This is a genomic window from Phenylobacterium sp. (assembly GCF_013822795.1).
In the GTDB taxonomy this organism is placed as follows: Bacteria; Pseudomonadota; Alphaproteobacteria; order Caulobacterales; family Caulobacteraceae; genus Phenylobacterium.
Map to the genome: position 1 here is coordinate 66,202 of NZ_PNLB01000016.1, position 18,615 is coordinate 84,816.

Below are 18,615 nucleotides of genomic sequence, written 5' to 3' on the forward strand. Positions count from 1 at the left end.
GGTTCAGAACGGAAAGAACACCGGGATCGCGATCATCGCCGCGATCCAGGTGACGATGTTCAGCGGCACGCCGACGCGGACGAAGTCCATGTAGCTGTAGCCGCCCATCTGGAAGACCAGAACGTTGGTCTGGTAGCCGAACGGCGTGGCGAAGGCGGCGCTGGCCGCCATCATCACCGCCACCAGGAAGGGCCGCGGATCGACGCCCAGGCTCTCGGCCAGGGCGACGGCGATCGGGGTGACCAGCACCGCGACGGCCGCGTTCGACAGGAACTCGGTGGCGACGAGCGTAACGCCATAGAGGATGATCAGCGCCGCCAACGGCCCGAACGGGCGGATGAAGCCGATCAGGAACTCGCTGCCCATGGCGGCCAGGCCGGTGACCTCGATCGAGAGCCCGACCACCACCATGCCGGCGATCAGCAGCAGCACGTCGGGCCGTAGGCCGGCATAGGCCTCTTCCGGGCTGATCACCCGCAGCAGGATCAACGACACCGCCCCGGCGAAGGCGGCCGCCGAGATCGGCGCGGCCCCGAAGGCGGCGGCGGCGACCACCGCCACGAACACCGCCAGTGCTGTCAGCGCCTTGCCCAGCTGCAGCGGCCGGTCGGCGGCGCTGAACAGCGCCACATCGCCGAGCACAGCATCGCCGGCCCCGCCCTCATGGCCGCGCGCCTCGCCCAGCGGCAACGGCGCCGACGTGTCGGGCGAAGCCTCGTCCCCCTTGGGCAACAGGCGCACCCCGAAGACATAGAGGTACAGCGCCCCGGCCCCGGCCACGCACAGGCCGACCGGCGTGATCTCGAACAGGCCGAAGGTCGGCTGGCCGGCGTTGCGGGCCATGTCGTTGACCAGCAGGTTGGTCGAGGTTCCGATCAGGGTCAGCAGGCCGCCCATCACGGTCACGTAGCTGAGCGGCATCAGAAAGCGCTTCGGCGACAGGCCGATGGAGGTCGCGACGTCGCGGATCACCGGCGCGGCCAGCACCACGATGGGCGTGTTGTTGAGGAAGCCGCCGACCGTGCCGCAGAAGCCGATGACCAGCCACAGGCCCTTCTCGCCCAGCCGGGCGCACATCTTGGTCGCCTGGCGGATCATCAAACCGAGCAGGCCTGAAAGCTCTATGGCGTAGGCGATGACGAACAGCGAGGCGAGCGCGATGACCGCGGGGCTGGCGAAGGCGCCCTGTACTTCGACCGGCCGGATCACCCCCAGCAGCAGCAGCGCCGCGGCGGCCGACAACGCGGCCACGTCCGACCGGAGCCGTCCATGGATCAGCACGCCGACGACGGCGACGAGGACCACGAGGGCGGCGATCTGATCGAAGTTCATCGGCGCGGGGAGACCTTCCGTGACGTTCACGCCAAGGTTCTTGGAACGTGCGGACGGTCACATGCTAGCGTTGCGCCCATGCCTCCCGCAGATGTGAACTCAACGCGCCGGAGACGGACACGCCTCGCCGCCGTCCTTTTTCCTTCCTGCCTGCTGCTGGCCTGCAGCCCCAAAGAGTCCGCGCCGCCGCCGGCCCCGCCTGTGATCGAACCGCCCCCGCCCGAAGCGCCGAAGGTCATCGCGCCGCCGCCGACGCTGGGCCGCGCCGACCTCCTGGCCGCCGCTGCGGCCGCCGCGTCGAGCTACGCCGCGGGGATCGCGCCGGAGGGCGCAGATCCGCTCGCGGGCCGCAGCTTCACGATCCGCACGCCTTTCGGCTGCCTGGCCTCGGCCGGCGAGACCAAGCCCGGTCTGGCCAGCGCCGCGCTGCGGGCCAAGACCAAGACCGTGGAGCTGAGCCTGACGCCCGCCGACTGGGCCGCCTCGCCGCTGGCGGCCGCGGCGGTCGAGGCCAAGGTCTGGGACGCCGTCGAAGGCTATTGGATCGACCGGCCCTGGCTGCAGACCGAGGCCTGTCCGCAGGGTTCGGCGGCCGTGGAGGACGCCCCCGCCTCGACGCCGAGCCCGCAGACGGTCGGCCTGGCCGCCGTGTTCGAACCGCAAGGCTCGCGCTTTGGCCGTCGCAACGGCCGCGCCTACAGCTTCACGGCGCGGGGCGAGCGCGAGACGCCGCCGGTCGCGCCCGCCAACGGCTATCGCCTCGTGCTCGAGGGCCGGTTCGCGGCGTTCCCCGACGGCCGCGCCATCCGCTGCCGCGCCGATAGCGCCGACCAGCGGCCGGTCTGCATCGCGGCGGTGCAGCTCGACCGCGTGGCGTTCGAGGACGGCGACACCGGCGGGCAAATCAGCGAGTGGCGAAAGGACTGAGGCCGCCCTAGATTTCCCAGACCAGATCCCGCGCTCCGAAGAGGACCCAGATGACCGACCCCCTGCCCGACGTGGTGCGCACCGACAAACGCTTCGAGTTCCGGGTCGGCGACGACGTGGCCTTCGCCGAGTACCGGCTTAAGGACGACAGCGTGATCTTCCCGCACACCGTGGTGCCCGAAGCCTTCGCCGGCCAGGGCGTCGGCAAGCGGCTGGTCGAGGCCGGCCTGCAGTTCGCCCGCGAGCAGAAGCTGTGGGTGCGGCCCCACTGCCCGTTCTTCCACGCCTACATCTCCAAGCGCCCCGAGCTGTACGAGATGGTGCACCCCGACGAGCGGCCCGGCCTGAAAGCGAAGGCATGACCGACGTCGTCCGCACGCCGAGCCGGTTCGAGATCGCCCTGGGCGGCGGCGAGGTCGCCTTCGCCGACTATCAGATCATCGGCGACAGCATCGTCTTTCCGCACACGGTCACGCCCAGGGCCTTCGAGGGCCAGGGCTTGGCCTCGAAACTGGCGCAGGCCGCCCTCGCCTATGCCCGCGAACAGGGCCTGATGGTGCGGCCGCACTGCGGCTTCTTCCGCGCCTACATCGCCAAGCGGCCCGAGCTGCACGACCTCGTGCATCCCGATGAGCGGGCGGCCGTGGCGAGCTAGCGGACGATCACGGCAACGTCACGCCGGGCGAGCTGAATCGGGCGTAGGTTGGACTATCGTCGTTGAGGGGCTATCCCGGCGTGCGACGACTGGAAGTCCTGGCCAGAGGCCCCGTGCTCCCGCCACACCGGAAGGGAACACGTTGTGCCTCTTTATACGATCTATCCCACGAAATCGGACGGCGTCGCCGCGACCTTCGAGGCGAGGAGCTGCCCGACAGATCGCCTGGCGAAGGCCGAGGCGATGCTGCTCCTGGAGCAGCATCCCAGCGCCTCGCACGTCGTCGTCTGGCAAGGCGGGCGCCGCGTGCTTACCTGCGCCCGGGTCAAGGGCCCCGACCCGCTGCTGGCCTGACGACGCCCGTCAGTCCTTCCCGGCCTCGCCCTTGCCACCGGCCTTGCCGCCGGCATCGTCCGGCGGCGCAAGATCGGCCTCCGCCTCGGCCGCAGCGGCCGCCTCCGCCTCGCTCGTCGACTTGCCCTCCATCAGCGCCCGCGCCTGGGCCGACAGCGGCCCGCCGTGCGGATTGTTGGCGACGATCGCCAGCAGCCCCTCCGCCCGCTCGCGCTCGCCATGCTTGAGCAGCGCCTGGCCGGCCATCACCGTGATCGGATCCACCGTCGGCGCCAGCGCGCGCGCGGCCAGCAGGGCGTTGAGGTCGTTCTCATTCGGGAAACCGGGCTCGGCCATGCGTGAGACGGCGTAGGCGAACAACACCCGGTAGTCGTCTTCATTGAGCTTGTGGGCCTTGATCAGGTAGGGCCGCGCCGCTCGGGCCCGGGCGAGACGGGTGTCGGGTCGCCGGTGGCCGGCGGTGAGCTGCCCTGTCCCCGCGAGCAGCAGCGCCTCCACATCATTGGTGTTGGCGTCGAGCCGGCGCTGAACGATCGCCTCGCCCGCAGCAATGTCGCCGTGTGCAAATTCGGCCTCCCCCCAGACCAGCTCGGCGTAGCGGTCGTCGGGCCACTTGGCCGCGCGCCGACGCACGTCGGCCAGAAACTTCGGATCCACCGTGTCGTCGCGCTGCGCGACGAGGCGCAGGTGGTCGAGCAGCAGGTCATCCGCCGAGGGCGGCAACCGCGTGACCGTGACGACGGGCGGCGTCTTTAGAACGTCGGTGAATTTGTAGCCGGGCAGCTTTTGATAGCCACGCAGGGCCTTGGTCAGCTCGGCGACGGTCATGCCCGTGGCCTTCTGCATTGCCGGCAGCGGCTGCTCCCCATTGGCGATAGCGAAGATCGCCTCGTTCAATTGCTTGGCGCGGACCGGGTCGCTGCGCATGTAGTGCGTCAACAGCCACGCCTGCGAATAGAACAGGTGTCGACGTTCGCGCGGGATCTGCCACGGCGACTTGGAGAGTACGTCCTCCATCGGCAGCCATGGCGCATTGAACAGCCAGTAGACGCGGTTGACGTTGTAGCCGCCGACCTTGACCGTACGGCCGACGATCTCGGTGGCCATGAAGTACTCGGCCCAGCCTTCGACGAACCAGCCCGGATAGCCGGCGGGAAAGTTCTCCAGCATGAAGTGGTGACCGTATTCGTGGAACAACACGTCGTCGGTGTCGAGCCCGCCGCCGCCGCGATCAGCGATCGCGAACGTGCCGCCGGTCCCGGCGGTGTAGAGCCCCAACGTGCTGGACGACAGACCGGGCCGCACCCGCCGAAGCTCCGCCGCTGAATCGACGAGGTAAACCTCCAGCTTGCGTGCCACCGGCTTCCTTGGGGCCGGACTCATCGAGCGCAGGACGGCGTCGAAGGTGGTCAGCTTGACCGCATACTCGCGCAGCTGCGCCTCGCGCCCGCGGCTGTAGACGATGAAGCGGTCGGTCTCGGCGCGCAGCCACTGCGCGCTGGCGGCGGCCGGCCAAAGCGCGCCGACGACTGTGAGCGCGCTCACGATCAGGCGTACGAGCGTCCTGGTCCTCATGCTCCCCCCGGGCACTTGGTTGCAGGAACGCTTGTAGCACGCGCTAAACGGGTGTCGAGCGACTAGTAGCGCCAGCCTTGCGGGTGCGGCGTGGTCATGCCCTCCAGGTCCAGCATCACCTCGTCGACATAGCACCAGCCCCAGCCGTCCGGCGGATCATAGGTCTCCATGATCGGGTGGCCGGTCGCCTTGAAATGCTTGGTGGCGTGAGTGTTCGGCGAGTCGTCGCAGCAGCCGACATGGCCGCACTCGCGGCAGAGCCGCAGGTGGACCCAGCCCGAGCCGATCTTCAAGCATTCCTCGCAACCGTCCGCAGACGGAACGACGACCTTCAGGTGCGCGCCGTGGGTGCAGGTCATGGGCTCAACCACTCCGCCAGGTTCTCGAAGTATCGCTCAGCCGATCTGCGCCCCCGCGGGTCGGCGATGATGCGGTCCGTCGGCGTCTCGCTGACAAAGCTTGGGCAGCCGCGGCGAGGGTCGAGATTGTAGTCGCAGAAGTGATGGAAGGTGGATTGCGCCACCGCGCGGCCGCCCGGCCCCTCGAAGGCGACGATCAAATTGAAGACCGCGCCGCTCACCTCGCTTACCCCCACGGCGATCACCTGGGCGCCAGGGGTGTCGGTCGGCGCGCTGACCGCGCCCTCGTGGGGATGGGCCGGCAGGTACGGGACATCGGCCAACAGCGGATGGCCCTCGACCCCAGCCCCAACCACCTGGAAGTCGCCGTTGGAGCCGGAGTGGTAGTTCGGCCAGTCGATGTAGGTCGTCTCTTGGTCGTCGCGACAGCAGCGGGCCGGATCGATCTCCGGATTGATCGTGTGGAAGTGATGCGCGCGACCGACCTCGCCGAGCGAGCGCACGGAACTGCCCAGATCCTGGTGGTCGCGGGTCACGAGCACGCCGCCGCCGCGGGCGTGGAACGCCCGGATCGCGGCGCTCTCGTCCTCGCTGAGCCCATCGCCGACATCGACTGCGAAGAGCCAGAGTTGATCAAAGTCGCTGGTCGCCAGCCCCGTCAACACCGGGTCGGGGCCGGCCTCACGATCGCGCGCGACGACCTCGTGACCGGCGGCGCGCAGCACATCGGCCAGCAGGCCGAAGCGGCCGATGTGCCAGTCGTCCGGCGTCGTCGGGATCGTCGTCTGGAGGAGAATGCGCGACATGACCGCGACGCTACCGCCAGGGCCGGCCGACGCAAGCGCCGCCGCGCCTCAGGCCGCCAGTCCCTGCATTCGCGCCGCAATTCTGCGCACCCGCTCGGGACCGCCCAGCAGTTGGCGGTTCAGCCCGATGCGCTTGAACCAGTAGTGCAGGCCGAGCAGGTCGGTGATGCCCATACCCCCGTGAACCTCGGTGGCGGTGCGGGCGATGAAGCGGCCGACCTCGGAAGTATGCGCCTTGGCGTGGGCCGCAGTCAGTCCGGCCTCGGCCGGCGCGTCATCAAAGGCGTAGGCGGCGTACCAGACCAACGAACGGCAGGGCTCCAGCTCGGCCGCCATCTCGGCGCACATGTGCTTCACCGCCTGGAACGAGCCGATCACACGGCCGAACTGCCGCCGCTCCTTGGCGTAGGCCACGGCCTTTTCGATCATCGCCTCAGACGCGCCGAGGGTGTCGGCGGCCAGTAGTGTCCAGGCCGCGTCACGCACGGCGTCCAGCGTGTGGGCGGCCAGCGGCTCGGCCGAGACGCCGTCGAAGGCCAGCTCGCCCAGCCGCCGGGTCAGGTCGATGCTGGTCACGTCCGAACGGGTCAGGCCCGCCGCATCGCCGACCACCAGATGCAGCCCGCCGGCGGTGTCGGCGACCAGGAATAGGTCGGCGGCCGTGGCGTCAGTCACGAACAGCGCCCCGCCGTTGAGACGGCCGCCCGCCGCGGTCACGCCCATGCCGTCCCGCGCGCCGGCCACCGCCTCGGCGATCGCCAGACCGACGACGACCTCGCCCGAGGCGATCTTGGGCAGCCAACGAGACTGCTGTTCGGCGCTGCCGCCGCGCACCAGAGCGACCGACGCGGCGACTGAGCCGAGGAACGGCGTCGGCGCGACGGCCCGGCCCAGCGCCTCGGCGGCGAGGGCCGCGTCGAGCAGGCCAAGGCCCAGTCCGCCATGCTCCTCGGGCACGACGACGCCGGGCAGGCCGAAGTCGGCCAGGGCGGCCCAGACGTCGCGGGCGATCGGCTCGCGGTCCGCGGCGAACTTGCGCACGCGCTCCAGCGGGGCGGCGGCTTCCAGGGTGCGGGCGAGGCTCTCCTGCATCAGCCTCTGGTCGGCGGTGATCGAGAAATCCATGTCAGGCGCTCGCGAGCTTGGGTTCGCGCGGCATGCCAAGTCCGCGTTCGGCGATAATGTTCTTCTGGATCTGGGCCGTGCCGCCGCCGATGATCAGCCCGAGGTCGAACATGTAGTTCCACTGCCAGGAGCCCTTGGCCCGCAGGTGCGGACCGTCCTCGTAGAGCACGCCCAGCTCGCCGAGCGCGTCGATGGCCAGGGCGGCGATCTGGTGGTTCAGCTCGCAGCCCTGCAGCTTGACCACCAGGCCGGCCATGCCGCTGGACTCGCCGTTCACGGACGCGGTGACGTTGCGCAGGCCGTTGAACTTCATGGTCAGCACGCGGGCCTGAAGCTGCATGACCCGGTCGCAGAACACCGGGTCGTCGATCAGCCGACGGCCGTCGACGCACTCGGTCTTCATCAGCTCGATCAGCGCGTGCAACCGCGCCTCGGTGGCGTTGGGGTCGCCCAGCATGCCGCGCTCGTGCTTGAGGGTAGCGTTGGCGACGAACCAGCCGCGGCCGCGTCCGCCGACCACCGCGCTCTTGGGCACGCGCACGTCGGTGAAGAACACCTCGTTGAACTCGGCCGAACCGGTCATGGTCTTCAGCGGCCGCACCTCGATCCCCGGCGTCGTCATCGGGAACAGGATGTAGGAAATGCCGTCGTGCTTGGGCGCATCCGGCTCAGTGCGCACCAGGCAGAAAATCATGTCGGCCTGGGCCGCGGTGCTGGTCCAAATTTTCGAGCCCGAGATGACGAAGTCGTCGCCGTCCTCGACCGCCTTGGTCTGCAGCGAGGCGAGATCCGAGCCGGCGCCCGGCTCGGAGTAGCCCTGGCACCAGACCACCTCGCCGCGCAGGGTCGGACCGATCCAGCGCGTCTTCTGCTCCTCGGACCCGACCTCGAGCAGGGTGGGGACCAGCATCGAGATGCCCTGGTTGGCGAAGCCGCGCGGCGCGCCGGCGCGGGTGAACTCCTCGGCGATGATCCGCGACTTCAGGACGTCGGGCGCCGCGCCATAGCCGCCATAGGCCTTGGGGATCGTCCGCGCAGCATAGCCGTGCTCGATCAGCAGCCGCTGCCACTCCAGCGCCGCCTCGCGCGGGCGCGCGGCATCGCCAATGTAGCGGTCGCGGTGCTTCGTCAGGAAACTGCGAACCTCGTCGCGGAAACCTTCCATTTCGGGCGTGAATCGCAGGTCCATCGGCGTCCTCCCAGGGCGTCGTCGCCGCTAGGCGAGCATCCCGCCGCGGGGCTCGCAAGTATGACCCGACGGAAGCTGGGGGCGCTTCGGCCGATTTTGCGAAATCTCAAATTGAACTCGCGTACAGTATGAGACAGCCGTCACTATATTACCTAGAACTGTAGTGGCAGGGCGCGTGCGCACCCTGGGGTTTTCGGGAGAGCCGACACACCGGACCCCCTGTGGCGGGTTGTCGCAGGCGTTGGCGCAAGTCCCCGCAAATGCATGGGAAACGGCGCCTCCCCATCGGTTGCAGTAACCATTTCTTCAGCCAGGACGACCTAGCGATAGGACGACGACGAAGGCGGGCGGGATTCCTCGCGCTCCGACTTCGCCAAGTATTCGTAGGAGAATAGTGCTCGTTCGCAGGTGACTCGCTTTCGTATAGTTGAGAACAATGTTCTCTGAGTGCGGGCGCGATAAGGTCGCTCCTGCATTTTCTTGGATCTAGTACGGAAGAAAAGCCTGGGGCGCGCTCGCCTCGCAACGCGCTAGCCGCGATGCGGTCTGAACCCTGGGGACGGCCTCGTGTTTCTCGACAACCTGAAGATCTCCCGCAAGCTGGCCCTGGGCTTCGCTGCGGTGGTGCTGACCATGGCCGGCATGGGCGGCGCGATGATGGTCAATCTGCGCACGCTCGATCACGCCCGCGAGCAGATCACGGAAAGCCGCAAGGTGCTGTCGGCCCTCGACGAGGCCAAGTTCTTCATGACCCGGCAGGAGAACAGCTACCGCGGCTATCTGCTGTCGAAGAGCGACTACTATGTCGAGCGGGTGAACAAGCACCGGGCGAACTTCAAGAAGCGCTTGGACGAGGCGCGCGCCGGCCTGGCCGACACGCCTGAACTGGCCGCCAAGATCGACACCGCCTCGGCCTCAGCCGACCGCTGGTACGCCGAGGTCTTCGAGGCCGGCGTGAAGCTCGCCTCCGACCCCGCCACGATCGACCAGGCGATCGCCATGGTCGGCCCGGACGGCTCCGCCGATTCGGTGATCGCGCCGGCCGAAGACGCCATGGACGCCGTGCAGGCGGCGATGACCGAGGAGATGACGCGACTTCAGGCCGAGCAGGTCAAGGCTTCGGCCACCGCGACGCTCAGCCTCGCCATCGGCTTGAGCCTGGCGGTGCTGATCGCCGTCGGCCTGGGCTGGGTTCTGAGCAAGATGATCGGCGCGCCGGTGACCGCCATGACCGCCGCCATGCGCCGCCTGGCTCAAGGCGACTTCACCGCCATCGTTCCGGCGATGGACCGCAAGGACGAGGTCGGCCAGATGGCTCAGGCCGTCGCCGTCTTTAAGGAAGCCGGCATCGAGAAGCTGCGCCTGGAAGGCCAGACCGCCGAACAGCGCGCCGCCGCCGAAGCCGAGCGCCGCGCCCGGGAGGAAGAGAAGGCCCGCAAGGCCGAGGAAGACGCCGTCGCCATCGGCTCGCTGGCCGAGGCGCTGGGCAAGCTGGCCCACGGCGACCTGACCCACCGCATCACCGTTCCGTTCGCGCCGGACGCCGAGCAGCTGAAGACCGACTTCAACGCCGCGATGGTCCAGCTGCAGGACGCGATGCGCGTGGTCATCGCCAACGTCCAGGGCATCAAGAGCGGCGCGGGCGAGATCAGCCACGCCGCCGACGACCTGTCACGCCGCACCGAACAACAGGCCGCGAGCCTCGAAGAGACCGCTGCGGCGCTCGACGAGATCACCGCCACGGTCAACAAGACCGCCAGCGGCGCCAAGACCTGCAGCGACGTCGTGCTCGGCGCGCGCGGCGACGCCCAGAAGAGCGGCGAAGTGGTGCGGCAAGCCGTCGCGGCCATGAGTGAAATCGAGCAGTCGGCGCAGCAGATCAGCCAGATCATCGGCGTCATCGACGAGATCGCCTTCCAGACCAATCTGCTGGCCCTGAACGCCGGCGTCGAAGCCGCCCGCGCCGGGGAAGCTGGCCGTGGCTTCGCGGTCGTCGCCTCGGAAGTGCGGGCCCTCGCCCAGCGCTCGGCCGAAGCGGCCAAAGAAATCAAGACCTTGATCAGCGCCTCCAGCCAACAGGTCGGCCAAGGGGTCCACCTGGTCGGCGAAACCGGCCAGGCCCTGCAGCGGATCGTCGGCCGCGTGGCCGAGATCGACGAGCTGGTTTCGGAGATCGCGGCCAGCGCCCAGGAGCAGGCCGTCGGCCTGCAACAGGTCAACACCGCTGTTAACCAAATGGATCAGGTCACGCAGCAGAATGCGGCCATGGTCGAGGAATCGACGGCGGCGAGCCACGCCCTGGCGGGCGAGGCCGAGACCCTCTCGGGTTCCGTCGCGCGGTTCAACATCGGCCAGGTGCAGGCCGCTCCGGCTGGACGTCGTCCGGCCGCCGCCAGCCCGCAGATGCGACGGTCGAGCCGCGACGGTTCGGCGCTCCGCAAGCCGGAGCCCGAGTCCGACGGTTGGGAAGAATTCTAGGGCGCCGCACCGCGCGGTCCCTTGGGGGGAAGTGAAGATGACGCAGTCGACGGCGCCCGCCGTGGTCAGCCTGCAACCGATCCTGGACCTGCAGGCGGCCGAGCCCCTGCGGGCCGAACTGATGGCCTTGCGTGGCCGCCCGCTGAGCCTGGACGCCTCGCAGGTCACCCGCCTGGGTGGGCTCTGCCTGCAGGTTTTGATGTCTGCGCGCAAAATCTGGTCTGAGGACGGGCTTAGCTTAACTGTGGATCAACCGTCTTCGGGCTTCTCAGAGCAATTGGCTGCGTTTGGCGCGCCCGAGCTGCAATTCGAGTCCTAGGGGGATTCTCGTGAGCAAGACCGTCCTGACGATCGACGATAGCCGCACCATGCGGGAAATGCTGAACCATGCGCTGGTTCAGGCCGGATACACCGTGATCCAGGCCGTGGACGGCGTGGAGGGCCTGGAGGTCCTGCAGGCCAACGGCGCCGACGTCGTCATCACCGACATCAACATGCCTCGCCTGGACGGCTTCGGCGTGATCGAGGGCGTCCGCGCCAATCCCGATCACCGCGCCACGCCGATCCTGGTGCTGACCACCGAAAGCGACGCAGCCAAGAAGGAGCGGGCCCGCGCGGCCGGCGCTACCGGCTGGATCGTGAAGCCCTTCAATCCAGTGAAGCTGGTCGAAGCCGTCCGTCGGGTCGCCGCCTAAACATTCCCTCCCAACCGGAGCGCTCCGTTGGATCCGTTCGAGAGCATCAAGCAGACCTTCTTCCAGGAGTGCGACGAGCTCCTGACCGACGCCGAGCAGGGTCTGCTGGCCATGGAGGCTGGGGACGCCGACAGCGAGACCATCAACGCGGTGTTCCGGGCGGTGCACTCCGTCAAGGGCGGCGCCGGGGCCTTCGGTCTCGAAGACCTGATCCGCTTCGCCCACGTCTTCGAGACGGTCATGGACGATCTGCGCTCGGGGAAGATGGAGCTGACCGACGAGGTCGCCAAAACCCTGCTGCGCGCCTTCGACGTGTTGGCCGACCACGTCGCCGCCGCGCGCGACGGCACGACCGTCGATGAAGCGCGCTCGGCGGGCATGCTCTCCGAACTGAAGTCGTTGATCGGCGACGATGGCTTGGCCGACGACGGCGGCCTGGGCGACGACGAGGACTTCGGCTTCGTGCCGATGGCCGTCTCCATCGACGACGACGCCGCCCCGGCCATGGACTTCGACCTGCCGCCGCCGGTGGCCCTGGAGCTGGAGCCCGCGGCCGCCGCGGGCGGCGCGTGGCTCATCGAGTTCGCGCCGAAGACCGAGATGTACGCCAAGGCCAACGAGGCCGGGCTGCTGCTGCGCGAACTCGCCCGGCTGGGCGAGACGCAGGTGACGCTGGACGACAGCGACCTGCCGCCGCTGGACCAGATCGCGGCCGAGAGCGCCTATCTGCGCTGGACGATCCGCCTGACCACCGAGCAGGACGAAGCTTCGATCCGCGAAGTGTTCGAGTTCGTGGAAGACGACTGCGTGCTGTCGATCATCCGCGAGGGCGGGGACGAACCGGCCCCGAAGGCCGACGTGCCGCTGAGCGACGACGACCTGGCGAAGGCCAGCGCCGAAGCGCCCCTGGACTTGGCCGCCCTGCTGGCCCGCGTCTCTGGCGATGCGCCCGCCGCCGTGGCCGAACCGGAACCGGTCATCGCGCCCGAGCCGGCCGCCGACATGGACGTCGCCGCGCTGATCGCCCGCGCCCAGGCCGAAACCACCGCCCCGGCCGCGCCGCCGCCGCCCGCAGCGGCGCCGGCCGCCGCCGCCCCCGTCGCCACCAAGGCAGCCGCCCCCGCCAACACCACCGCCAACGCCCCGGCGGCGCCGGCCCAAGCCACCATCCGCGTCGACCTGGACCGCGTCGACCGGCTGATCAACGCCGTCGGCGAGCTGGTCATCCAGCAGGCCATGCTGTCCCAGCGCGTGCTGGAGAGCGGCCTGGCCCGCTCGTCGAACGTGGTGCTCGGCCTCGAAGACCTGGAACTGCTGACCCGCGAGATCCAGGACAGCGTCATGGCCATCCGCGCCCAGCCGGTGAAAAGCGTGTTCCAACGCATGCCGCGCCTGGTCCGCGAAGTCGCCGACATGGTCGGCAAGCGCGTGCGTCTGGTGATGGAAGGCGAAGGCACCGAGGTCGACAAGACCGTCATCGAGCGGCTGACCGATCCGATCACCCACATGCTGCGCAACGCCATCGACCACGGGCTGGAGACGCCCGAAGGCCGCGCCGAAGCCGGCAAGCCCGCTGAGGGCGTCGTGCACATGCGCGCCCTGCACCGCGGCGGCCGCATCGTCATCGAAATCCAGGATGACGGCCGCGGCATCAACCGCCAGCGCGTGCGCGGAATCGCCATCGACAAGGGCCTGATTGCCGAGGACGCCGTGCTGTCGGACGAAGAGACCGACAACCTGATCTTCCTGCCCGGCTTCTCCACGGCCGAGACCATCTCCGACATCTCCGGCCGCGGCGTCGGCATGGACGTCGTGCGCCGCTCGATCCAGGGCCTGGGCGGCCGGATCTCGATCTCGTCCGAGCCTGGCAAGGGCTCCAAGTTCACGATGTCGCTGCCGCTGACCCTGGCGGTGCTGGACGGCATGGTGGTCACCGCCGCCGAACAGACCCTGGTCGCGCCGCTGTCGGCGATCGTCGAGAGCCTGACCCCGCGCCCCGAGGACGTGCACTATGTCGGCGGCAAGGACGCGGTGATCCGCATTCGCGACACCTTCGTGCCTCTGATCGACGTCGGCGTGTCGCTGGGCTTCCGCGACGGCCCGATGGAGGCCGGACAGGGCGTGGCCATCCTGGTCGAGAGCGAGGGCGGCGGCAAAGCGGCCCTGCTGGTCGACGCCATCCAGGGCCAGCGCCAGGTCGTGATCAAGAGCCTGGAAGCCAACTACCAGCAGATCGACGGCATCGCCGCGGCGACCATCCTGGGCGACGGCCGAGTCGCCCTGATCCTCGACGTCGACGCCCTTGTGACCACCCAGCACCGGCGCAAGCCGGCGCCGCGTAGCGAAAAGCGAATGGCCGGATGAGCATGACTGACCCGATCACCCATTCCGCGGCCGGCGCGCGCCGCGAGCTGATCGCCTTCCGCATCGCCGAGCAGGAGTTCTGCGTCGACATCATGCAGGTGCGCGAGATCCGCGGCTGGACCCCGGCCACGCCCCTGCCCCGCACCCCGTCCTACATGAAGGGCGTCATCAATCTGCGCGGTGCGGTGCTGCCGATCGTCGACCTGGGCGCACGCCTGGGCCTGACCACCAGCGAGCCCAGCGCCCGCCACGTGATCATGGTGGTCAATGTCGGCGGCCGCACGCTCGGCCTCCTGGTCGAGGCTGTCAGCGACATCATCAATGTCAGCGACGACATGGTGCAGCCGACGCCGGACGTCGCGTGCGACCAAGTGAAGACCTTCGTGAAGGGCCTGTTCGCCATCGACGGGCGGATGGTCAGCCTGATCTCGCTCGACCGCGTGTTGCCGGAGACCGAGGCAGAGGCGGCATGACGAGCCCAGTCGATACCCGCGCCAGGGGCGGCGCCGCGGCCGGACTGGTCGAAGGCGAGTTCCTGTTCACCGACGACGATTTCAAGAAGATCGCCAACATCCTGCACAGCCACGCCGGGATCGCCCTGGCCGAGGGCAAGGCGGCGCTGGTTTATTCGCGCCTGGCCAAGCGGCTGCGCTCGCTGGGGATGCGCTCGTTCCGCGAATACTGCAGCCTGATCGAGGGTCAGCAGGGCGTCGACGAGCGCCAGGCGATGATGGCGGCCCTGACCACCAACGTGACCCGCTATTTCCGCGAGCCGCACCACTTCGATCACCTGCGCGATGTGGTGATGCCCAAGCTGGCCGAAACCGCCCGCCGCGGCGGCCGCGTGCGCCTGTGGTCGGCGGCCTGCTCCAACGGCCAGGAGCCCTACTCCATGGCCATCACGGTGCTGACCGCGCTGCCCGAGGCCGCCAGCCTGGACGTCAAGATCCTGGCCACCGACATCGATCCGAACATGATCGCCGAAGGCAAGGCCGGGGTGTACCGCGAGGACGCCGTCGCCCCGGTGCCGCTGGAACTGCGCCGCAAGTGGTTCAAGAAATCCGGGTCGGGCTGGGAAGTCGCCGACGAGCTGCGCGAGCTGGTGGCGTTCCGCGAGCTGAACCTGATCGGCGACTGGCCGATGAAGGGCAAGTTCGACGTCATCTTCTGCCGCAACGTGGTCATCTACTTCGATGAGCCCACCCAGGAGCGGATCTGGAGCCGCTTTGCGCCGGCGCTCGTCCCCGGCGGCACCCTCTACATCGGCCACTCAGAACGCGTCTCCGGCCCGGCGACGAGCCAGTTCGAGACCACCGGCCTGACGACCTACGCCCTGCGAGGCGGCCGATGACCGTTGGTGTCCTCGTCGTCGACGACAGCGCGACCATGCGCGGCCTGATCGCCGCGGCGCTGAAGCGTGATCCCGAGATCGAGGTCCTTGGCTTCGCCAACGATCCGCTGGAAGCGCGCGAACAGATCAAGAAGCTCAATCCCGATGTCGTCACCCTCGACATCGAGATGCCGAAGATGAATGGCCTGGAGTTTCTGGAAAAGATCATGCGCCTGCGGCCGACGCCGGTGGTCATGGTCTCGACCCTGACCCAGGCTGGCGCCGACGTGACCTTGGAAGCCCTCGAGCTCGGCGCCGTCGACTGCGTCGGCAAGCCGGTCGGCGGGGTGACGGCTCAGCAAGCCTTCAACGAACTGACCCTCAAGGTGAAGGCCGCCGCCCGGGCGCGGGTGAAGCCGTACAATGGCCCCGTCGCCCCGGTCGAACGCGACGGCGACTATCGCGCCTCTGACACGATCCTGGCGATCGGCTCGTCTACCGGCGGGGTCGAGGCGCTGATGACCATCCTGGCGACGTTCCCAGACACCTGTCCGCCAACGGTGATCACCCAGCACATGCCGGCGACCTTCACCAAGAGCTTCGCGGCCCGGTTGGACCGCATCTCCGGGGCCCACGTGACCGAGGCCCGCGACGGCGACCGCCTGCAGCCCGGCCACGTCTACATCGCCCCCGGCGGCGACCAGCACATGGAAGTGATGTCGGCCTCGCATCCGGTGATCCGCCTGCGTGCGGGGGAGCCGGTCAACGGCCACCGCCCCTCAGTCGACGTGCTGTTCGAGTCGGTCGCCAAGCTGAACCGCCATGCGGTCGGGGCGATCCTGACCGGCATGGGCCGCGACGGCGCCGCCGGCTTGCTGGCCATGCGCAAGGCCGGCGCCCGGACCCTCGGCCAGGACGAGCCGTCGTGCGTCGTCTACGGCATGCCGCGCGTCGCCTTCGAAATCGGCGCCGTCGAGAGGCAGGTGGGCCTCTCGCGGATGGGTCCTTCCATCTTGAACCTCTGCTCCGCCGCAGACATCCATAGGAGCGCCTGATGCCCGCCGCCGTCACCATCAAGACCCTGATCGTCGACGACCAGCAGACGATGCGCTCGCTGATCCGCACCAGCCTGCACGCCCTGGGCATCACCCAGACGCGCGAGGCGCCCGACGGCGAAGAGGCGCTGCGTCAGATCATCGCCGCGCCGGCCAACCTGGTGATCACCGACTTCAACATGCCCAAGCTGGACGGGCTGGGCCTGCTGCGCGCGATCCGCGCCCATGGTCCGACCTCGAAGACCGCGGTCATCATGCTCACCGGTCGCGCCGACCGCGAACTGGTGCAGCGGGCCGTGCAGTTCGGCGTGAACAACTACCTGGTGAAGCCCTTCACCACCCAAACGCTCAAAGAAAAAATCGAAGCGGTGTTCGGTCCCCTGACATGATCGTCGAAAATGTCTCCGGACGACCGGGCAAGCGGGTCCACGTGGTGCAGGGAGAGCACCACATCTCCAGCGACCCCGACGTCATGCTGACCACGATCCTCGGATCGTGCGTGGCCGTGTGCATGCGCGATCCCAAGACCGGCGTCGGCGGGATGAACCACTTCCTGCTGCCGAGCGGCAAGGCCGAGGGGCTGGACGAAGGCCGCCGCTATGGGGCCTACGCCATGGAACTGCTGATCAACGAGCTGCTGCGTTCCGGCGCTCGCCGCGATCGGCTGGAGGCCAAGCTGTTCGGTGGGGCGCGCATGTTCGGCGGCCTGTCGGACGTCGGCGCCTCGAACGCCGCCTTCGCCGAGAAATTCCTGCGCGACGAAGGCATTCCCGTCGTCGGCTCCAGCCTCGGCGGCTTGGCCGCGCGCCGGGTGCAGTACTGGCCGACCACCGGCCGCGCGCAACAAAGAACTGTCACTGATAACGCGGAGCTAACCCGTCTGCGCGAACCTGTGGCGCGGGTCCCTGCGCCGGTCGAGGACGAAGGGTCCGTGGAGCTGTTCTGATGAGCCAATCCGCCCTCGTCCGCACCCCCGAGGTGCTCGCCTCCATCGCCCAGGAGCTGGAGCACGCCGGAGAGCTGTGCGATCGCCTGGAGACCCTGGTGACGCAGCTGGTCCGCGCCAGCCGCGGCGAGCCGCTGGCCATCGCCCTGCACGAAGCCCAGACCCTCGACGTGCTGACCCAGCACCTGGCGGCGCTGGCCAACTTCACCCGCAAGCTGTCGGCCCAAGCCGCGAGCGACGCCTATGACCTCACCGACGCCGTCGCCGGCGTCACGCTCGGCGATCTCGCCAACCGCCTGGCGCGAGTGACCCGCGAGGGTTCCGCGCGGGCGACGGCCGACGCCGGGGACCTCGACCTCTTCTGAATCGGCGCGCCAGATGGCCCTCGACCCCAAGATCAGGATCAATCTCGACCGATCGGTGGTGCTGCTGGTCCAGCAGAACTCGCAGGCCATGGACGCCTTGACCGCGATGTTTCGCGGGTTTGGCGTGCGCAAGCAGTTCAAGGCGGCCAACGGCGCCGAGGCCATGCACGTCGTGAAGACCCAGGAACTCGACCTGATCGTCACCGACTCGCACCTGCCCGACATGGACGGCTACGACCTGGTGCACTGGCTGCGTCGCGAAGGCCCCGACAACGCCCGCTTCACGCCGGTGATCATGCTGACCGGCCACGCCGCGCGGACCATGGTCGAGAAGAGCCGGGACTCCGGTGCCAATTTCGTCGTCTCCCGGCCGTTCACCCCCGAAATCCTGCTGCAGCGGGTGTTCTGGGTCGCCAAGGACGAACGTCAGATGGTGGTGGCCGACGGCTATGTCGGCCCTGACCGCCGCTTCAAGAACATGGGCCCACCGTTAGGCGTCAAGGGCCGACGCAAGGACGACCTCTCCACGCACGTTGGGGCGGCCACCGATCCGAACATGGATCAGTCCGACATCGACATGCTGCTGAAACCGATGAAGGCGCAACTGTGAGCGAAGCTGAATTCGTCAAGGTCAAATACCGCTTGACCGAACAGGTCGCCCGTCCGGGCGGCATGACCGCGGGCCTCGCCAACGAGCGCGCGCAACGCGAACTGGCCGCCCATGCCGGCGATGCGATGAAATCGCTCGGCAACATGATCGGCCGCCTGGAAACAATGAACCGCGAGAAGTCGGTGTCGCTGGACACGGTGTACGAGGAGGCTTCGACCATCCTCGACATCGCCGGCCTGTTCGACAAGCGCACGCTCTGCGACGCCTGCTACAGCCTCTGCGAACTCGTCGACCGCCAGCGGACTCACGGGCGCCAGGACTGGGCCAGCATCGGGGTCCACGTCAGCGCCCTACGGCTGCTCTGGACCAAGGATGGTCAGGACCCCGAGTCGCTGAAATCGGTGGTCGACGGCCTCTGGTCGATCACGGACCGGCTGGCGCCCTAAGGCG

At 68.7% G+C, this 18,615-nt stretch carries 22 protein-coding genes; 16 read left to right on the top strand and 6 right to left on the bottom strand.

From position 1 onward, the window contains the following. Positions 1-3: 3 nt before the first annotated feature. Positions 4-1,362 carry an SLC13 family permease gene (locus C0481_RS15015; RefSeq protein WP_293405196.1) on the bottom strand — a complete coding sequence of 453 codons (1,359 nt, stop codon included), beginning with the start codon at positions 1,360-1,362 and terminating at the stop codon, positions 4-6. A 171-nt stretch (positions 1,363-1,533) separates the two neighbouring features. On the opposite strand from C0481_RS15015, the gene C0481_RS15020 reads away from it, so the two are divergent. The 4 genes from C0481_RS15020 to C0481_RS15035 all read left to right on the top strand — a co-directional run bounded on the left by C0481_RS15020 (position 1,534) and on the right by C0481_RS15035 (position 3,268). After that, entirely contained in the window at positions 1,534-2,259 is a 726-nt protein-coding gene (locus tag C0481_RS15020) for a hypothetical protein (RefSeq protein WP_293405197.1), read from the top strand. A 50-nt stretch (positions 2,260-2,309) separates the two neighbouring features. Further along, the gene (locus C0481_RS15025) at positions 2,310-2,621 is read left to right on the top strand and encodes a GNAT family N-acetyltransferase (protein WP_293405199.1); all 312 of its coding nucleotides are present in this window, start codon (positions 2,310-2,312) and stop codon (positions 2,619-2,621) included. After that, positions 2,618-2,914 (top strand): GNAT family N-acetyltransferase, encoded by a 297-nt coding sequence (locus tag C0481_RS15030; RefSeq protein WP_293405201.1) that lies wholly within the window; start codon positions 2,618-2,620, stop codon positions 2,912-2,914. The genes C0481_RS15025 and C0481_RS15030 overlap by 4 nt, the downstream gene beginning before the upstream one ends. Before the next feature lie 144 nt (positions 2,915-3,058). After that, positions 3,059-3,268: a hypothetical protein gene (locus tag C0481_RS15035; protein ID WP_293405203.1), complete on the top strand. Its 210-nt coding sequence runs from the start codon at positions 3,059-3,061 to the stop codon at positions 3,266-3,268. 9 nt (positions 3,269-3,277) lie between these two features. On the opposite strand, the gene C0481_RS15040 is transcribed toward C0481_RS15035, so the two are convergent. The 5 genes from C0481_RS15040 to C0481_RS15060 all read right to left on the bottom strand — a co-directional run bounded on the left by C0481_RS15040 (position 3,278) and on the right by C0481_RS15060 (position 8,322). Next, entirely contained in the window at positions 3,278-4,813 is a 1,536-nt protein-coding gene (locus C0481_RS15040) for a hypothetical protein (protein WP_293405204.1), read from the bottom strand. A gap of 92 nt (positions 4,814-4,905) precedes the next feature. Further along, positions 4,906-5,202 carry a UBP-type zinc finger domain-containing protein gene (locus C0481_RS15045; RefSeq protein ID WP_293405205.1) on the bottom strand — a complete coding sequence of 99 codons (297 nt, stop codon included), beginning with the start codon at positions 5,200-5,202 and terminating at the stop codon, positions 4,906-4,908. After that, positions 5,199-6,008, bottom strand: a complete 810-nt coding sequence (locus C0481_RS15050) for a hypothetical protein (protein ID WP_293405207.1) — start codon at positions 6,006-6,008, stop codon at positions 5,199-5,201. The genes C0481_RS15045 and C0481_RS15050 overlap by 4 nt, the downstream gene beginning before the upstream one ends. Positions 6,009-6,056: 48 nt before the next feature. Then, positions 6,057-7,133: an acyl-CoA dehydrogenase family protein gene (locus C0481_RS15055; protein ID WP_293405208.1), complete on the bottom strand. Its 1,077-nt coding sequence runs from the start codon at positions 7,131-7,133 to the stop codon at positions 6,057-6,059. Position 7,134: 1 nt separating this feature from the next. Further along, entirely contained in the window at positions 7,135-8,322 is a 1,188-nt protein-coding gene (locus tag C0481_RS15060; RefSeq protein WP_293405209.1) for an acyl-CoA dehydrogenase family protein, read from the bottom strand. 567 nt (positions 8,323-8,889) lie between these two features. On the opposite strand from C0481_RS15060, the gene C0481_RS15065 reads away from it, so the two are divergent. From C0481_RS15065 to C0481_RS15120, 12 genes are read left to right on the top strand one after another with little or no spacing between them, the layout of a single operon-like run. After that, positions 8,890-10,800: a methyl-accepting chemotaxis protein gene (locus tag C0481_RS15065; protein WP_293405210.1), complete on the top strand. Its 1,911-nt coding sequence runs from the start codon at positions 8,890-8,892 to the stop codon at positions 10,798-10,800. Between the two features lie 37 nt (positions 10,801-10,837). After that, the gene (locus C0481_RS15070; RefSeq protein WP_267232026.1) at positions 10,838-11,119 is read left to right on the top strand and encodes an STAS domain-containing protein; all 282 of its coding nucleotides are present in this window, start codon (positions 10,838-10,840) and stop codon (positions 11,117-11,119) included. Positions 11,120-11,129: 10 nt separating this feature from the next. Next, the gene (locus tag C0481_RS15075; protein WP_056017186.1) at positions 11,130-11,495 is read left to right on the top strand and encodes a response regulator; all 366 of its coding nucleotides are present in this window, start codon (positions 11,130-11,132) and stop codon (positions 11,493-11,495) included. 27 nt (positions 11,496-11,522) lie between these two features. Beyond that, positions 11,523-13,859: a chemotaxis protein CheA gene (locus tag C0481_RS15080; RefSeq protein ID WP_293405211.1), complete on the top strand. Its 2,337-nt coding sequence runs from the start codon at positions 11,523-11,525 to the stop codon at positions 13,857-13,859. A gap of 2 nt (positions 13,860-13,861) precedes the next feature. Next, on the top strand, positions 13,862-14,332 hold the full coding sequence (locus tag C0481_RS15085) for a chemotaxis protein CheW (RefSeq protein ID WP_293405334.1): 471 nt from the start codon (positions 13,862-13,864) through the stop codon (positions 14,330-14,332). After that, complete coding sequence (locus C0481_RS15090) at positions 14,329-15,210, top strand: protein-glutamate O-methyltransferase (RefSeq protein WP_293405213.1); 882 nt, start codon at positions 14,329-14,331, stop codon at positions 15,208-15,210. Before C0481_RS15085 ends, C0481_RS15090 begins: the two co-directional genes overlap by 4 nt. Next, positions 15,207-16,244 carry a chemotaxis response regulator protein-glutamate methylesterase gene (locus C0481_RS15095; RefSeq protein WP_293405215.1) on the top strand — a complete coding sequence of 346 codons (1,038 nt, stop codon included), beginning with the start codon at positions 15,207-15,209 and terminating at the stop codon, positions 16,242-16,244. Before C0481_RS15090 ends, C0481_RS15095 begins: the two co-directional genes overlap by 4 nt. Continuing rightward, positions 16,244-16,633 carry a response regulator gene (locus C0481_RS15100; RefSeq protein ID WP_293405217.1) on the top strand — a complete coding sequence of 130 codons (390 nt, stop codon included), beginning with the start codon at positions 16,244-16,246 and terminating at the stop codon, positions 16,631-16,633. Before C0481_RS15095 ends, C0481_RS15100 begins: the two co-directional genes overlap by 1 nt. Continuing rightward, entirely contained in the window at positions 16,630-17,190 is a 561-nt protein-coding gene (locus tag C0481_RS15105) for a chemotaxis protein CheD (protein ID WP_293405219.1), read from the top strand. Before C0481_RS15100 ends, C0481_RS15105 begins: the two co-directional genes overlap by 4 nt. After that, on the top strand, positions 17,190-17,555 hold the full coding sequence (locus C0481_RS15110) for a hypothetical protein (RefSeq protein ID WP_293405221.1): 366 nt from the start codon (positions 17,190-17,192) through the stop codon (positions 17,553-17,555). Before C0481_RS15105 ends, C0481_RS15110 begins: the two co-directional genes overlap by 1 nt. 13 nt (positions 17,556-17,568) lie before the next feature. Next, positions 17,569-18,165, top strand: a complete 597-nt coding sequence (locus C0481_RS15115) for a response regulator (protein ID WP_293405223.1) — start codon at positions 17,569-17,571, stop codon at positions 18,163-18,165. Then, positions 18,162-18,611, top strand: coding sequence for a hypothetical protein (locus C0481_RS15120; RefSeq protein WP_293405225.1), 450 nt, complete (start codon positions 18,162-18,164; stop codon positions 18,609-18,611). Before C0481_RS15115 ends, C0481_RS15120 begins: the two co-directional genes overlap by 4 nt. Positions 18,612-18,615: the final 4 nt, after the last annotated feature.

Coding starts and splice junctions, on each gene's coding strand:
- C0481_RS15025 (WP_293405199.1), top strand. CDS start 2,310: ATGACCGACCCCCTGCCCGACGTGGTGCGCACCGACAAACGCTTCGAG.
- C0481_RS15030 (WP_293405201.1), top strand. CDS start 2,618: ATGACCGACGTCGTCCGCACGCCGAGCCGGTTCGAGATCGCCCTGGGC.
- C0481_RS15045 (WP_293405205.1), bottom strand. CDS start 5,202: ATGACCTGCACCCACGGCGCGCACCTGAAGGTCGTCGTTCCGTCTGCG.
- C0481_RS15050 (WP_293405207.1), bottom strand. CDS start 6,008: ATGTCGCGCATTCTCCTCCAGACGACGATCCCGACGACGCCGGACGAC.
- C0481_RS15055 (WP_293405208.1), bottom strand. CDS start 7,133: ATGGATTTCTCGATCACCGCCGACCAGAGGCTGATGCAGGAGAGCCTC.
- C0481_RS15060 (WP_293405209.1), bottom strand. CDS start 8,322: ATGGACCTGCGATTCACGCCCGAAATGGAAGGTTTCCGCGACGAGGTT.
- C0481_RS15070 (WP_267232026.1), top strand. CDS start 10,838: ATGACGCAGTCGACGGCGCCCGCCGTGGTCAGCCTGCAACCGATCCTG.
- C0481_RS15085 (WP_293405334.1), top strand. CDS start 13,862: ATGACTGACCCGATCACCCATTCCGCGGCCGGCGCGCGCCGCGAGCTG.
- C0481_RS15090 (WP_293405213.1), top strand. CDS start 14,329: ATGACGAGCCCAGTCGATACCCGCGCCAGGGGCGGCGCCGCGGCCGGA.
- C0481_RS15095 (WP_293405215.1), top strand. CDS start 15,207: ATGACCGTTGGTGTCCTCGTCGTCGACGACAGCGCGACCATGCGCGGC.
- C0481_RS15100 (WP_293405217.1), top strand. CDS start 16,244: ATGCCCGCCGCCGTCACCATCAAGACCCTGATCGTCGACGACCAGCAG.
- C0481_RS15105 (WP_293405219.1), top strand. CDS start 16,630: ATGATCGTCGAAAATGTCTCCGGACGACCGGGCAAGCGGGTCCACGTG.
- C0481_RS15110 (WP_293405221.1), top strand. CDS start 17,190: ATGAGCCAATCCGCCCTCGTCCGCACCCCCGAGGTGCTCGCCTCCATC.
- C0481_RS15115 (WP_293405223.1), top strand. CDS start 17,569: ATGGCCCTCGACCCCAAGATCAGGATCAATCTCGACCGATCGGTGGTG.